This window comes from Enterovibrio coralii (assembly GCF_001559595.1).
Classification (GTDB): Bacteria; Pseudomonadota; Gammaproteobacteria; order Enterobacterales; family Vibrionaceae; genus Enterovibrio; species Enterovibrio coralii.
This window is the reverse complement of the sequence record NZ_LNTY01000050.1, coordinates 77,601-92,645: the sequence shown is the minus strand read 5'-3', so window position 1 is coordinate 92,645 and position 15,045 is coordinate 77,601. Positions and strand designations below refer to the sequence as shown.

Genomic DNA, 15,045 nt, shown 5'->3' with positions numbered 1-15,045 from the left:
TGAATTCAGGGGCTTTTCTTTATGATTTACCTATTACGCATACATGTCTCGATACGAGCGAAATTCACGGTGCTCTGCTGCTAAACCAAAGTCAGCAGCAAGTGATTCTAATTCGCTCTTATACGCATCCAATAAGCTTTCATCATCCGTCATGATGGCGAACTCTGCGAAATCACCAATGCCTTCAAGGGCATCTACCGTGATATGAAACTTACCCACAAAGTAAATACTTCTGGTTTTCTGCGCTTTTAATGACACCTCATAGCCCATCGTTTGAAGCATGCTCTTTGCGTTATCCGCATTTGTAATGTTCGTCGCTTCGCATCGGTCAGTTTCAGGGCCTTTCACAATCCAAAGCTTGATCCCCGAAGGTTCCATGGTGCGAATACACACGCTCTTTCCTTGGGATTTCAATACCCTGTCTGACGTGTCGAAATACCAATCACACTCTGTGTTATCTTCAAGCATCACCTCATGAGGAATGCTTTTTAGATGCGCTAAGAAGGCGTCTTTTGATGTGAGTCTGAACTTTAATTCAACTTCAAACTTACCTTTAAAATGCTCGTAAATCATAAGGAGCTATCAGTAAAAAGGATAAGTATATCATGAGCATGAAATCCAATACGTTATCCATTTTTGTACAAGCAGCTACCCCAAATCTCTTTTATCTTGTTCAAGCATCTCTCGGATAGAAGCCTCAATCTGTCCGCCACAGTAGAGCTTGCCGTAAGCCTCCTCTTGTCCTTTGACAAATGCTGCAAGCGATGGGTGTGCACCAATTTTCTTGCAGTGGGCGTAAACGCCTGGCGCATGCGCTTTCAAGTCTGCATCTAGCTCTGGTAAACAGCGTGTCATATTGCCAAACAGCGCGAACACGCCAATATCAGCGTAACTCACTGCAGGTTTTCCAAAATGGCCTCTTATAAGCATTTCTTCAAACACCGTCATCCATCTAGGAAGGCGTTTGGTTCGAAAGTTTCGCCAGCTTTCACGATCCCACATCATTTCGCCGTTATAGCGACAAATTTCCATCAATACATCATTGCAATCCATGAGTATTTTCATGCACATGGCAGCATCAAATTCGTCTTTCGGCTTCAAGCCTAAAAGGCCAGAAACATACAAAACAATTGCAGGTGTTTGGCTAATCGATAGACCCGTTTCTTTTTCAATCAGCAAAGGCGGACCAGTAAATGGCGTGTTTTCTTGCTCCGAAGGTGGTTTTGATATCAAGCCGCGTATCACATCATGGTCAGTGAACATCTCTAGCGGTTCGCCTTTATAGGCAAATAGGTAACTGACGAAACAACCACGAAAAGGCAATGGCCAATAGTAGAGCTGAAATTTAGACTGAGACATAAATGCCTGCTTTCTCAATTGGGATAGAGAGTAACCATAGGCCTACACACAGGAAAAAGAAAAGGCCTCATCGGCCTTTTCTTTTTTGGAGTAATCTGGCTAACCTTGATATCCCATCAGCCTTGGCATGGTTAGCACAAGGTCTGGGAATAAGATCATCACCAACAAGGCACCAAGCAGTACGAAGATAAACGGAATCACCTGTTTTATAATCCCTGCTAACGGAATCTTGGTGGTGCCATTTATCACGAAAAGCAGCACGCCATAAGGTGGTGTTATAAGACCAATCATTAGGTTAACAATGGTCACCACTCCAAAGTGAACCAAGTCGATCCCGAGTTCACGACAAGCTGGCACAAATAGCGGCACGATAACCAAAATAACCGTCGTCGCATCAAGCAAGAAGCCCAGCCCTAAGTAAATCAGGTTTACGATGAGCAAGAACTGCAATGGCGAAAGGTCTGCTGCTGCAATCAGATTTGCAATCGACGTGGGTACGTTTTCAGTCGCTACGATGTAGTTGAAGATCAGTGCAGAACCAATAACCAAACCGACAGAAGCGGAGGAATAGGCACTTTCTTTCAACGCCATGTAAAGCTGCTTAAAGCTAATAGAGCGATATGCCACCGCGAGAATTAACGCATAAGCTGCAGCCACTGCCGCCGCTTCAGTTGGCGTGGTTACGCCTCCATAAATACCAAACAGAAGAATCGCTGGCATCATCAAGGTAGGCAAGGCACGAATGGTGATCCTTGGAATATCCTTCGCCGGTGTTTTTGGCTCTTTCGGGATATCCATTTTCGTCGCCATGTAGGCGTTTAGTCCCATCAATACCACGCCCATCAACAGACCTGGCACCAAACCAGCGATAAACAGATAGCCGACTGAGGTATCTGATACTAAGGCGTAAATTACCATAGGAATCGAAGGCGGAATGATCGGGCCAATGGTTGCTGATGCTGCCGTAATGGCTGCTGCATAAGAAGGCGGATAGCGGCCGTCTTTGGTCATCATATTAATGATAACGCGCCCCACCCCAGCAGCATCTGCTACCGCAGAACCTGACATGCCTGAAAAGATCAAACTAGAAACGATGTTAACGTGCCCAAGACCGCCACGAAAATGGCCAACCATGGCGACACAAAATTGGAGTAGTCGATCTGTGATGCTGCCTGCATTCATGATATTCGCAGCTGCAATGAAAAGCGGAACTGCCAGCAAGATAAAGCTGTTATAAAAGCCCTGAATAATCTGCTCGCCAGCCAGTGCTAAATCCTGACCACTGACGGCCAAATAGACGATGGCACCAATGATCATTGAGAAAGAGACCGGCGTCCCAAACGCCGCCAGTAACAGTACCGTTACCAGACAAAGTGTTAAAGCTAAACTCATTCTTCCACCTGCTCATCCTTGTCATCTTGCACTTTGTAGTTCGGATCCAAGTACTGAATCAGTGCAAGGCCATAGCGGAGAATAATCGCGCCGAGGAATACGCCGTATATGCTGAATACATAGTCGAGACGCCATTTCAAAATGGCACTTTTCTTGATCTTGTAGAACGTGATGTAGTCCCATGTAGGCAGAAAGCTCATCCCAAATCCGATGATGATGCCTAACGCCGACAAGATAAGAAAAATACGTTGCACCTTCCCAGGCACACTTAAAAACAGCAGATCAAAGCGAATATGATCTTTGTGACGCAGACAAAATGCGCCAGCCCAGAAAATCACCCATAGCCAAAGCGTCAGCAGGATCTCTGCTGACCAGCCAATCGGTTCATTCAAGACATAGCGAGCAAAAATCTGCGCACAAAAAATTAGGAACATTGCTGCTAACATAACAACCGCAACGCCATCCGCTATCCGCTGTAACCAAAGCAGAATAGTTTTCACGCCATCACCTCTCAGTTGTTACGCGTTTGTTTCCAAATCCATTTTGGAGGCAGTCGACACCTCCGCCTTTGAGTACTTCCATACTTCACTCCCTTGCTATCAGTGGCTTAGTGCCGCTTTTCTGTGCGCAATTGATTTCGCGCTTTGTGTAACTTGTAACTAGCCTAGCCGATCCTTTCTGCCACTTAACGGCCAAATGTGTCTCAATTGTTAAATCATCCCCAATTTTTCATTTTGAGGGATATTTTGTGATTTATAGTGAATTCATAAAAACGAGACAAAAAATTGCAGATGCGGAAGCGAGAATGGAAATGTACCAAGCACACGCCTCACTGACGTGACTTGGACATCTGACGTTGCACTCTCAAAGGGATTGAGCACATGACGCTGTACGAGACACTTCGCACTGACTTGCTCAAAGGGGAATTCGAACCCGGAAGTCGGTTAAGGATGGAATCGCTCAAAGAACGCTATGGAAGTGGCGTGAATCTATTGCGCGAGTGCCTAACCCGCCTCTCTAGCGACGGGCTCGTTATCGCTGAAGGTCAAAAAGGCTTTCATGTCGCGAGCTTCTCTATTCAAAAAATGGAGGAGCTCACGCGCCTTCGCATTCTTCTTGAAACGGACGGGGCAAGAGCGTCGTTTGAAAATGGTGATATGGAATGGGAAAGCAACCTCGTTGCAGCGCACCACAAACTCGAACACGTAGAGAGCAAGATGCGCGAGAACATCGATGAATATTTCATGATGTGGCATCGCTGTGATTACGAATTCCATGCTGCCTTGATCGGTGCCTGCCAATCAGAGCTCCACATGCATTACCACCGCCAGATTTACGACCAGTTTCGTCAGTTTGTTGTGATGGAGCTTCGTACTGAGGGATTTCGAGGGAAATACGTCGTTGATGAACACCATGCAGTACTTGAAGCCGCATTGAATCGCGATCTACAAGCCTGTGTTGATGCACTGGAAGCGCATCTTGGTGGCTTTTTACGACGAATGAGAGAAAACAACACCCACAAGAAGCAGTAACAAATAATCAAAAGACAATAAGGACGTTAGTCAGACATGGAGAAACCAAGAATTGCGGTCGTTGGCGCAGGGTTGATCGGAAAGAACCATATTCGCTTGGTATCGGAGAGCGAGCACTGCCAGTTAGCCGCTATCGTTGACCCATTTGAAGCCAGTAAAGGGTTAGCGGAAAAATACGATGTCCCACATTTCGACACGCTTGTTGAGTTATTAGAAGCTGGACTAGCCGATGGCGTTATCCTCGCCACACCCAATAATTTGCATGTCCCACAAGCCAAGCTGTGCATTGAATATCGCATGCCTGCACTCATAGAAAAACCCGTTTCTCACACAGTAGCAGAAGCGAATTCGCTGTTAGATATCGCCACGAAAGAGCCGGGAATTTGGGACACTTTGCTTGTCGGGCATCACCGCATGCACAGCCCGATCATCAAACGAACGCGAGAGATCATAGATTCTGGCGCTATCGGGCAGTTAGTTGCCACTCATGGCAGTGCGATGTTCTACAAACCTGATGACTATTTTGCAGCAGCACCTTGGCGAACGAAGGAAGGCGGCGGCCCGATTCTGATCAACCTCATTCACGATATTGGGAACCTTCGTTATCTCTGTGGCGAAATCGTCGCTGTCCAATCAATAGCTTCGCACCGACGCCGCCGTTTTGAAGTGGAAGACACGGTTTCCATCAATCTGAGTTTTGCCAATGGTGCACTAGGAACATTTTTGCTGTCGGACACCGCGGGATCAGGCCAAAGCTGGGAACAAACTTCGCAAGAGAACAAAGCCTATTCCAGCTATCCCGACGAAGATTGCTATCACATCGCTGGCACCAAAGGTTCGATTTCTGTGCCCACGATGCGCCTCAAGTATTACCAAAATGATGAGGATCGCTCGTGGTGGAAGCCCTTTGTGTGTGAAAACGTCTCTCTGGAGCGCAAAGACCCGCTTGTCGAGCAACTAAACCACTTCTGTCGCGTGATCCGCAAGGAAGAAAAACCGTTGGTAACTGTCCGTGACGGCCTTCAGAATTTAAGAGTAACTGAAGCTGTGGTTGAAGCCGTGAAAACTGGTCGCACTGTTTACATCGACGACATTGCATAGAGAGACAAACGATGAAATCCATATTGGTAATGAACGGGCCAAACCTCAACATGCTCGGTCAGCGAGAGCCAGGTCTTTATGGCCACAGCACCTTAGCGGACGTCGAAACACTCTGCCGCAACACGGGAAACAAGCACAGTGTGCTGATAGAGTGCTTTCAAAGTAATCATGAAGGCGAACTCATTGAAGCCTTCACAGCGCAGGTCGTGCTGTGAAAGAAGGCAAAATGATTGGCGTTGTGTTTAATGCCGGTGCATACACCCACACATCAATAGCGATATACGACGCGATAAAAGCAGCCGAAGTTCCTGTTATTGAAGTACATATTTCAAACGTCCATGCTCGTGAATCATTCCGGCACCACTCTTATCTTTCTCCCGTAGCAGAGGGCGTGATTGTTGGTTTTGGCATAGAGGGATACGCCCTAGCCATTGACGGTCTTATCGCAAAGTTAGGGAAGTAAGTCATGATTTACTCCATCGCCACGGTTTGCCTCTCAGGCACGTTAAGACAGAAAATCGAAGCCATTGCCAAGGCAGGTTTTAGAGGTATCGAAATCTTCGAAAACGACTTAATCACCCACAATGGGTCAGTGCATGAAATTCGAAGCATGCTCGACGATCACGGGCTAGAAGTCGTCACCTATCAGCCGTTTAGAGACTTTGAGGGACTTCCTGCGCCTTACCGTCAAAAGGCGTTTGACCGCGCAGAGCGAAAGTTTGATTTGATGGAACAGTTGGGTACAGATTTGTTGATGGTGTGCAGCAGCGTCTCTCCTCATGCTTTAGGCGGTATTCAGCGTGCAGCAGATGATTTTCATGAACTGGGTGAACGCGCATCGACGCGCAATATGCGTGTTGCATACGAGGCATTAGGATGGGGTAAGTACGTTTACGACTATCGCGATTCCTGGGAAATAGTGCGACGGGCAAATCACGAGAATGTGGGCTTGTGCTCGATACATTTCATATCTTCTCTCGCCAAACCGAACTCGACACCATGCTCAACATTCCCGGTGACCGAATCTTCCTCGTGCAAGTTGCCGATGCACCAAGCCTTTCGATGGATCATTTAAGTTGGAGCCGCCACTATCGTTGCTTCCCAGGACAAGGCGACTTACCACTTAATCATTTCGTAAAAAACCTTCATGCCACTGGTTACGATGGTCCTTTCTCATTGGAGATCTTTAACGATCAATTTCGAGCAGGTTCTACCGAAAAAACGGCACGAGATGGCTATCGCTCCTTGGTTTACGCCAACCAAGCAGCAGAGAAAAACACCACAACAGAAACGGCGAAGATACCAGATGTATCCTCTCCCAGCGAAGTGCAGTTTATCGAGTTTGCGGTGAGTGGGAACGAAAAGCTTGGCCTGACCAAACTGCTTTCGCAGCTAGGCTTCAGTCACGCGGCGACCCACAAGCGCAAAGAAGTAGAACTGTGGCGGCAAGGCAATATCAATCTTGTGATGAATATGGAGCCGGACAGCTTTGCGCAAAAGTTTCATCAACAGCATGGAGTTTCCGTCTGTGCTGTTGGGCTGACATGCAACAAGGTCGAAGACATGCTTGAGCGTGCCAAAAAACTAGAGTTTAGGCCGGTGTATGGCAATCCAGAAACCGACACACATGGTATTCCAGCGATTTACGGTCCCGGTGAAAGCCTGCTTTATCTTGTTGATGATGCAGAGCAACCTCCTCACTGGGAGCGAGAGTTTGTCTGGAATCATGATGCCGTCACCTTCGCTTTTCTAAACGGTGTGGATCATGTCGCTATCACCATGAGCTATGAAGAAATGCTCCACTCTGTGCTGCTTTACCGCTCAATGTTCAAAATGAAAACCATGCCGACTGTCGATGTCTCTGACCCCGGCGGACTAATCAAAAGTCAGGCTCTTCAAACGCCAGACAAAGGCGTCAGCTTTACACTGAATTCCAGCCAAGCTTCGCGTACTGTATCCAGCCGTATTCTTGACCAATACGCAGGGACTGGCGTCAACCATATCGCGTTATCGACAAATGATATCTTCGCCACTGCTGAGTTTATGGAAAAACAGCAAACAACCACCATGCCAGTTACTGCAAATTACTATGACGATTTGGCGGCACGTTTTTCCTTGTCTGATGAAACCATCGATAAGCTAAAACGCTTCAATATTCTTTATGACGAAGACGAGCATGGAAGCTTCTATCAGCTTTACACCACGATGTTTGCAGGACGATTCTGCTTCGAAATTGTGCAGAGAAATGGCTATCAAGGCTTCGGAGCAGCGAACAGCCAGATGCGATTAACCATGCAGGCGAGAGAATTAGCGGGATAAGAAGATAGCCGTCATCTGACGGCTATCTTCTTGATTAAACGTGAACACAAGCCAGCAATGCGGACTCAAGCGATTCATCCACATTTTCCGCAATCAGCTCAATGCGGCTCTCACTACAATCGTCGAGTTCGACCTCTGTTAAGCCATCTGGAGTTAGGTTATAGCCAAACACCCCTTCGCTCGTGATAAACACAGCTTTCATACGTTCAACATTTAATGTGCTCATTAAAGAGGTAAGCTTTTTACGTTCAAATACCTTTCGGGGAGAAAAGCGCCAGCCAACACTATTGAAACCTTCCCCTGAGTTTGTTGCCTTTAGAAAGCCTTTTTCTGGCATCAAGAGATCTGCAACCAGAGGCTTTAGGTGCCCATGATGGTGATGATGCGCTGACGAGGCATGATGTTTCGTTTCCCCTTCAAATTCTGAAAATGGAATGTCTCCGTGCTCTGCAAATATTACGCGCGTGTTTGCGGAACCCTTTTCACTCACATAGTCACAAAGCAGGTCTCGCTCACCCTCTTTATAAAGATCGTGTTTATTTCCTACCACGGTGTCTGCAATTGCGATTTGTTGATTGAAGGTGTCATGGTCGGTATAGCGCGGATCGTTGAGCTTTCTCGCATCCACAAGTGTGATGGTTTTCTGGAGAGAAAGTATGTCTTGGTAGTATTCCGTCGAGAGCGTTTGTAGTACTTCCTTAGGGTGACCAAGACCTGTGGGTTCGATAAGCAATCGATCTGGCCTCGCCTCAGTCAATAATTGGTTTAATGCAATTTGCATTGGCAAACCCGCAGCACAGCACATGCAACCACCTGGCACTTCGCGGATAAATACCTGCCCTTTCTCGCCACGTTGCCCTTCAAACAAACTGCCATCAACGCCAATTTCCCCGAATTCATTGACGAGCACAGCCCAACGTTCATCCTCTGGTTTATTTTTCATCAAGTTCAGAATGGCTGTGGTTTTTCCGACACCAAGAAAACCGGTAAAGATATTGGTGGGAACGCCACGAATGGGCTTTGCTTCAAAGCTCATTGGCAATTCTCCTGTAACCCTGCACCAAGGTGTGATTGGCGGAAACAACAGATTCAGAGAACGCCGAGTATTCTGGTGGCACTTTGGAGATGCTATTTAAATCAAAACCAGAACCTATATTTGTCATTGGCGGTACATGGAAGTGTTCAGGAAGGTCGAGCCCGTCGATGACACAGTTATGCCTTATCACGCAGCCTTTTCCGATTTGAGCGTTAAACACCACTGAATTGAATCCGATAAAGACATCATCACTAACGACACAGGGTCCGTGGATGATTGAGCGATGTGCAATCGACGTTCGTTCACCGATTGTCACTTCAGCTCCCGCTTTTGAGTGAATCACAACACCATCTTGAATATTGGTGTCCCTTTTAATCAGGATTGGCTCCATTTCCCCGAATTCATTGACTTCATCTGCACGAATGACCGCATAAGGGCCGATAAATACGTTGTCTTCGATAATCACTTTCCCACAAATAATCGCAGTGGGATCGACAAACGCATTTTCCGAAACAACAGGCATGTCACCGGTTGGATTCCTTCTTAACATAGTGAGTTCTCATTGTTTGATTTCATTGGGTGTCGAACTATTGGGTAGGATTGGGTACTCTCAGAGTGCTTACTCTTTGCAATCATCACAGACACCGGTTATTTCGAGTTGTGGACTCGTAACAGTGAAGCCATCTTTCCGCGCATTAGATTGAAGGCCATCGATAACCGAAGGTTCGATGATCTGCTCTTTGATTTTGTTGCACTTTGAACAAATCAAAAACTGAGGGACGCCATGCTCATGAGAGCACTGCATGTGAGAGCAAGCGATAAACTTGTTAGACACTTTTAGCTTGTGCGCTAAATGCTGTTCTTCGAGAAAGTCGAGTGTTCGGTAGACCGTCATGGCTTGAATTTGCTTATCAAATTCAGTCTTACAGTAATCCACCAGTTCATAGGCAGACAGTGCTTTACCAGAATGAATAAGTGCTGACAGTACCAACTTCCTTTTCTCAGTCAGAGGTTTTCCACGCTTCTTACACTTCTGCTCTACATTTTTGATCACACTGTCAACGTCAGTCATGGTCCACCTTCTCGCAACCTGTTTGGTTACAACTCAAAGCACTCATGAAATGTTATAACATAACATTTCATGAGTGCAATAGTCTGGACAGTAAATGCGCAGAAGAGTGATTTTCGACTTTGTGGGTATGCGTCTAGCTGTTTTTAATCAACGGCCGCAATACACTCAACTTCAATATTCGCACCCAGTGCGAGCCCCGTTGAGCCAAACGCGCTTCTGGCAGGATATTTTCCCGTAAAGTAGGTTTTGTAAACGTTGTTGAATGTTTCCCATTGAGAAATATCCGTCATCATGACGGTGCATTTAACAATGTCACTCATGGTAAAGCCGTGTGCATTCAGAGACATTTTTATGTTGTCCATGGTCTGGCGCGATTCCGCTTCAAGTCCACCAGCAACAAGTTTGAGAGTCCCTGGCAAGATGCCTATTTGACCGGACAGATAAACGGTATCATCTACCCTAACGGCCTCAGAGAATGGCAATGTTGTTGGAATGACTTTGCCTGAGTTGAGATACTCAATATCGTCAGACTGGTGGGAGAGGACAGAAAAGGAGGAGACGAGCAAGAGACTGCCTAGTGACATTTTAACGGTACTTTTCATTGTTATGCCTTACGCTTTCGTTACCAACCAAGAAGGTAACATTCGCGTAAAGCATAAAAGTTATTCGCCACCAAGCCGTGTCTATATTTCAATACTCGATATCATTCAAACTACGAACGGAACAACTAGAAAAGCAGTCACTTAAAACAATATCAAAGCAGTATTACTCGTCTATCTCCAACCCTTTTGGAATGCCATTCGCGATAAGAGCTTCTATCGCGCGATCTTCTTCCTCTTTCGTGGAGTACTGAAAGCTCGTACTGAATGTAGAGCCTCCACCTGATTTGAATTTTTCCTTACCACGATAAGCGAAATCAGAAATGGTTATCTTGTTCGGATAGATTTCAAAAGAGATGTAAGTATTCTTTCGAAGGTAAGATTTACCGCCCAACGTCCAATTTACGTTGGGTAGACAGCGATATTCAGTCACTGTGTACTCACCGGGCGGCAGATTGTCCGCAATCACATAAGGTGGTTTACTCCCCACCGGAAGAGAACGTGTCAACGCCTTGTCTAAATCACGACCTGAGCGAAACTTCTCTTTGATATCTATAACTATCGTGCGACAAGCAAAGTTCGTGGCAGCCCCTCCCATATCGATCGTCACTGGGAAAACGACCGCCCCTTTTCCTTCTTCAACACTGATACTGGTGGATTGGCAACCCGCGATAAAGAGGCTTGAACTTATTGCCACAAGACTTAATGATTTGGCCAACTGCATTTGCATTTTCCCTATGCTTTTTTAAGAAAGTCTGAGATTTCTTTTTTTCAATTCAAAGCGTAATTGCCCCTATGAGGAACCAAAGCTTCAAAGATAAGAACAGACTGTAAATTTCTCGAAAAGCCTACTGACACATCCTGACAGCCAGTATCACTAAACTTATTTCTCACCGACTATTTGAGAGTTACCCATGTTTAAGATTGATTCGTTTGTTTTGTACGTGTCTGACATTCAGGCAAGTAAACATTTTTACGCCGAGCTATTTGAAATTGAACCTTTGGCCTTATCGCGTCTTTTGTAACTTTGGATATTGCTGATAACGTTAAAGTTACACTTAAACAAGCAGACACTTTGGAGCCAACAAGTTCTGTGAGAGGTGGCGGTGCGGAGCTTTCTTTATCGCTGCCTCAGCGAGGCGCATTTAACCGCTTGTATGAAGATTGGAAATCAAAAGGTGTGCACTTTCTACAAGAGCCCAAGGAAGCGATTTACGGTATGAACTTTGTTGTTGCCGACTTAGATAACCACCGCATCCGGGTGTTTGTTTCAGAGTAAATCCTTAGTTGCCACGCTGCACAGCGTGGCATCGGCAAAGTGTTCTGTATGGGCGTTCGTTACTGGATAGAACATTTGGCACTCAGGATCCAAACAGTGACGGTTTTACAAACTCAAATCCCCTTCGTTCGCACTCTTTACGGTATTGATGTTCCTTGTATTGCCATACGAACAGAACGATTGGAAATGCGAGAACCATAAACAAAATCCAGTAGAAGGATTCAGAAAAGAAATCCACCACCGCATCAACGCCATTAAATATCGCCAAGCCTGCGATAAAGAATGATAGAAGCATGGAGCCTTTCGTCACTTCCCCTAGAAAATAGTCGAACTTACCTTTTTCACGAATTGCTTTCCATGCATAGAAATCATCGTCGTTTTTCATCAGCATTCCTTTGCCTAATAGTATCTGTCTTGATGTCTACCTCTCTGCTACCTAACAACGCGCAAAATAGGCCAATGTTCCAACCAACCTGTGGTTTGAACACGTTTATCAACGGTGTTTCAGACAAGATTTCTCACGAATTCGGCGGCAATATAGCAATCTGGTAGTTCAAGTTAAAATACCAGTGCCAGAGCTTTGATACTGGCAGGATCAGCGTCTACCAACTCAACAATGTTCTTCACAGAGTTGTGAACTGTCGCCATGGCTTTTCCTTCACTCGCCAAATACTGGTCTGAAAAAGCTTCGCTCATAGCTAAGGATGCAATCCGTTTGTTCTGCGAATTTGAACGCTTCCTGACACTCAGGGTCTTTCAACGAGTCAATTCGGTAGGTCTCGTAGGCCGTTAAACTTTCAAAGGTAAACAAGGCCAACGCAACATTGTTCGCCCCTTCAGACGGAAGGAAGTAGCCGTTATGCTTCCCACCAAACTTTTCCACTAATGGGATCCACATACGCGCATAGTCCTCAAATTCTTTTGTCTTCTTTGGGTCAATGACATATCGAACATAACAGGTGATCATGGTAAGCAATTCCTTTTAGTTTGTTCCTTGATGCATCCATACCGCGTTGCTTGTTAAGGCTCAAGCATGGCGGGGATGAGGTTTAATTCTCTAAAAACTAACAAATTTAGTGCTAGTTCAAAACTGGATATCTAGACAGCATCCACTTCACTGAAAGAGCCTTATCATCCGCACTTCATTCCAACCAAGTACTGACTCGAACATCCAAACTTGTTATAACCTCTCTACTTGCTGACAAAACAAACAAAAAGATATGGATATCAACTTCGAATGCCTCATCGTGGGTAGTGAAATTTCAACATTGAATGTTGAAAGCTGGACGATTGAAAACAATGAATCTTGGGCGGTATTCAGTACCGAAGGCGACATTGGCTCTGTGCTTGGTGGTGTGCTTTGTGGCACTGTCGAATTCGAAGGTAGTTTGTCTCAAAGTGAAGGCCATATTTCTCAAGTGTCTTTAGTTGAGCAACAGAAGTTATTGGAAGAAGAACGAGCGAAAGATGACACCGACTTCCTTGATAGGATAGATACAGGCACCTCCGTTTATGACCTCATTTTCGAGCAGTGCGACGATGCAGCACTGACTTTAAAGCTAGTTCAGGACCTTGACTTAACGCACTTAAAGGACAGTGGCTTTCGCGTTCTTTCCACGGGAGAAACTCGTCGTGTCATGCTCGCTCGGGCGTTGGCGGAGAAACCCGATTTTATGGTGCTGGATAACCCATTTACCGGTCTGGATATCGCGCACAGACAATCACTGGCCGACTACCTTAAGAGTCTGTCTCAAACCGTGCAGATGCTCATCGTTTTCGCCCGTGATGAGGATTTGCCAGATTGGATTGACCATGTCGCCATGTTTGAACGTGGAAAGCTGGTGGAAGCGATTGATAAAACGAGTTGGGACAACCATCCGATCATCCAGCAAATCGCTGCGCAGTCTGAGAAACAAAGTGAAGAGATGATGACGCTGATCCGAAAGTATCAATACGACACATCCTTCGACAACCCAATCTTCGAATTAAAAAACGGCAAAGTTGAATATACGGATAAAACGATTTTTACCGATGTAAATTGGCGCATCAACAAAGGTGAGCATTGGCAAGTTAAAGGCCCGAATGGCTGCGGGAAAAGCACAATTTTAGGCATGATCTTCGGCGATCATCCACAATGCTACAGCAATGACATTCACATCTTTGGCAAAAAACGTGGCTCAGGCGAAACGGTGTGGGAAATCAAAAAACACATCGGTATGGTCTCCTCTGCGCTTCATCTCCAATACCGAGTGAGTTGTACTGCGCTTGATGTAATTCTCTCCGGTTTCTATGACTCTATTGGCTTGTATTCCCAGCCAAGCATTCAGGAGAAAGCGATTGCACGTGAATGGCTGGATATTCTTCACATGGGTCAATATGCCAAAACGCCTTTTCGTAAACTCGAGTACGGTCAGCAACGACTGCTGCTAATCGCACGTGCAATTGTGAAGCAACCTACCCTGCTGATTCTGGATGAACCTTATCAAGGGTTGGATTATTTGGGGCGACGGTTGATGAAAAATACCTTGGAGTTAATCGCGAGAGAAAATCTCAGTCAACTTCTGTATGTTTCACACTATCAAGATGATGAATTGGAAAGTATTCGCAATATGCTCATATTTGAGTTTGATGAAACTCGCAAATGCTATCGCGCAGAAACCTCTCTTAACTAGTCAGATATCTCTCAATTGAAAACGGTATTGGTTTTAGCGCTCGGTGGTTAAAACCATACTGATGTTTCACTTCTACTGTTTTGAAATCACCCGCAATCACTACGCCTTAAATTGACGATTCACCTGCACCTTGTCATGCTAAAAATAACATATATTCAATAGCATAAATCCTAATGACATCTTGCGTGTGCTCAACTTAGCCAATTCGGGGTAAGGGAAAAAGATGAGAGTAAACGACTTCAATACTGACAGCAAAGTGTTTCAATTTAAGCATGATGAATACGCGCTATCGAAAATCCGCAATGCTCGAGTCAAAAAACTCAAGCTTATGGATAACCTAATCTACATTGTTTTCTGTCTGCTTCTTTGGTCTGGTGGGATTTGGCTTGCTATTGTGCAATTTGACGTCAGAGAAGGGTGGGTAATTTCACTGGCACTTGCGTTGACTGCAATTGGCGGCTTTTCAATCTTCAAAACCGCGAAGTATGCGCTACAGCTAGAAGTTGAGCATAGCGACGAGACAGGATTGCAATGGGTGACTGTTGTAAAAACAAGCAATGTCGGAGATTTAGCCATACTCGATAAGCAAGTTTTGGCAGTTAAGAGCGCGATATCTTAGGAAACACCCATAACGAACTAAAGCACCACGCTAATTTGCGTAAAGACGCATACAGCAGTAATTAA

The 15,045-nt window shown here is 45.5% G+C and carries 17 protein-coding genes and 2 pseudogenes; 8 read left to right on the top strand and 11 right to left on the bottom strand.

Annotated elements, in window-relative coordinates; genetic code table 11:
- Positions 1-33: 33 nt before the first annotated feature.
- From cyaB to ATN88_RS18400, 4 genes are all read right to left on the bottom strand, one after another.
- Complete coding sequence (gene cyaB, locus ATN88_RS18415) at positions 34-573, bottom strand: class IV adenylate cyclase (protein ID WP_067419100.1); 540 nt, start codon at positions 571-573, stop codon at positions 34-36.
- A gap of 75 nt (positions 574-648) precedes the next feature.
- Positions 649-1,359 (bottom strand): glutathione S-transferase, encoded by a 711-nt coding sequence (locus ATN88_RS18410; protein WP_067419099.1) that lies wholly within the window; start codon positions 1,357-1,359, stop codon positions 649-651.
- Between the two features lie 99 nt (positions 1,360-1,458).
- Complete coding sequence (locus ATN88_RS18405) at positions 1,459-2,751, bottom strand: TRAP transporter large permease (RefSeq protein ID WP_067419098.1); 1,293 nt, start codon at positions 2,749-2,751, stop codon at positions 1,459-1,461.
- On the bottom strand, positions 2,748-3,251 hold the full coding sequence (locus tag ATN88_RS18400; RefSeq protein ID WP_067419097.1) for a TRAP transporter small permease: 504 nt from the start codon (positions 3,249-3,251) through the stop codon (positions 2,748-2,750). The genes ATN88_RS18405 and ATN88_RS18400 overlap by 4 nt, the downstream gene beginning before the upstream one ends.
- 381 nt (positions 3,252-3,632) lie before the next feature.
- On the opposite strand from ATN88_RS18400, the gene ATN88_RS18395 reads away from it, so the two are divergent.
- The 5 genes and pseudogenes from ATN88_RS18395 (at position 3,633) to ATN88_RS18380 (ending at position 7,703) form a co-directional block, all read left to right on the top strand.
- Positions 3,633-4,283 (top strand): GntR family transcriptional regulator, encoded by a 651-nt coding sequence (locus ATN88_RS18395; protein ID WP_083539527.1) that lies wholly within the window; start codon positions 3,633-3,635, stop codon positions 4,281-4,283.
- 36 nt (positions 4,284-4,319) lie between these two features.
- On the top strand, positions 4,320-5,384 hold the full coding sequence (locus tag ATN88_RS18390) for a Gfo/Idh/MocA family protein (protein WP_067419093.1): 1,065 nt from the start codon (positions 4,320-4,322) through the stop codon (positions 5,382-5,384).
- A gap of 11 nt (positions 5,385-5,395) precedes the next feature.
- A pseudogene (gene aroQ / locus ATN88_RS18385) lies at positions 5,396-5,847 on the top strand (type II 3-dehydroquinate dehydratase).
- 3 nt (positions 5,848-5,850) lie between these two features.
- A pseudogene (locus ATN88_RS27650) lies at positions 5,851-6,566 on the top strand (sugar phosphate isomerase/epimerase family protein); the annotation flags it as partial.
- Between the two features lie 144 nt (positions 6,567-6,710).
- Positions 6,711-7,703 carry a 4-hydroxyphenylpyruvate dioxygenase family protein gene (locus ATN88_RS18380; protein WP_408607721.1) on the top strand — a complete coding sequence of 331 codons (993 nt, stop codon included), beginning with the start codon at positions 6,711-6,713 and terminating at the stop codon, positions 7,701-7,703.
- 34 nt (positions 7,704-7,737) lie between these two features.
- On the opposite strand, the gene ATN88_RS18375 is transcribed toward ATN88_RS18380, so the two are convergent.
- The 5 genes from ATN88_RS18375 to ATN88_RS18355 form a co-directional block, all read right to left on the bottom strand.
- Positions 7,738-8,739, bottom strand: coding sequence for a CobW family GTP-binding protein (locus ATN88_RS18375; protein ID WP_067419091.1), 1,002 nt, complete (start codon positions 8,737-8,739; stop codon positions 7,738-7,740).
- Complete coding sequence (locus ATN88_RS18370) at positions 8,729-9,289, bottom strand: LbetaH domain-containing protein (RefSeq protein WP_067419088.1); 561 nt, start codon at positions 9,287-9,289, stop codon at positions 8,729-8,731. Before ATN88_RS18370 ends, ATN88_RS18375 begins: the two co-directional genes overlap by 11 nt.
- Positions 9,290-9,358: 69 nt before the next feature.
- Positions 9,359-9,811 (bottom strand): Fur family transcriptional regulator, encoded by a 453-nt coding sequence (locus ATN88_RS18365; protein ID WP_067419086.1) that lies wholly within the window; start codon positions 9,809-9,811, stop codon positions 9,359-9,361.
- Positions 9,812-9,954: 143 nt separating this feature from the next.
- On the bottom strand, positions 9,955-10,413 hold the full coding sequence (locus ATN88_RS18360) for a RidA family protein (protein ID WP_067419085.1): 459 nt from the start codon (positions 10,411-10,413) through the stop codon (positions 9,955-9,957).
- 163 nt (positions 10,414-10,576) lie between these two features.
- Entirely contained in the window at positions 10,577-11,134 is a 558-nt protein-coding gene (locus tag ATN88_RS18355) for a hypothetical protein (protein ID WP_067419084.1), read from the bottom strand.
- A 351-nt stretch (positions 11,135-11,485) separates the two neighbouring features.
- Here ATN88_RS18355 and ATN88_RS28995 point away from each other — a divergent pair, with 351 nt between their 5' ends.
- Positions 11,486-11,689: a VOC family protein gene (locus ATN88_RS28995; protein WP_408607720.1), complete on the top strand. Its 204-nt coding sequence runs from the start codon at positions 11,486-11,488 to the stop codon at positions 11,687-11,689.
- A gap of 82 nt (positions 11,690-11,771) precedes the next feature.
- Here the strand turns inward: ATN88_RS28995 and ATN88_RS18345 are convergent, their stop codons facing one another.
- Both ATN88_RS18345 and ATN88_RS18340 read right to left on the bottom strand, forming a co-directional pair.
- Complete coding sequence (locus ATN88_RS18345; protein ID WP_067419083.1) at positions 11,772-12,074, bottom strand: hypothetical protein; 303 nt, start codon at positions 12,072-12,074, stop codon at positions 11,772-11,774.
- 273 nt (positions 12,075-12,347) lie between these two features.
- On the bottom strand, positions 12,348-12,656 hold the full coding sequence (locus ATN88_RS18340) for an NIPSNAP family protein (protein WP_067419082.1): 309 nt from the start codon (positions 12,654-12,656) through the stop codon (positions 12,348-12,350).
- A 253-nt stretch (positions 12,657-12,909) separates the two neighbouring features.
- Here ATN88_RS18340 and modF point away from each other — a divergent pair, with 253 nt between their 5' ends.
- On the top strand, positions 12,910-14,361 hold the full coding sequence (gene modF, locus ATN88_RS18335; protein ID WP_067419080.1) for a molybdate ABC transporter ATP-binding protein ModF: 1,452 nt from the start codon (positions 12,910-12,912) through the stop codon (positions 14,359-14,361).
- A gap of 223 nt (positions 14,362-14,584) precedes the next feature.
- Positions 14,585-14,980 (top strand): hypothetical protein, encoded by a 396-nt coding sequence (locus ATN88_RS18330; RefSeq protein WP_067419078.1) that lies wholly within the window; start codon positions 14,585-14,587, stop codon positions 14,978-14,980.
- Positions 14,981-15,045 lie beyond the last annotated feature (65 nt).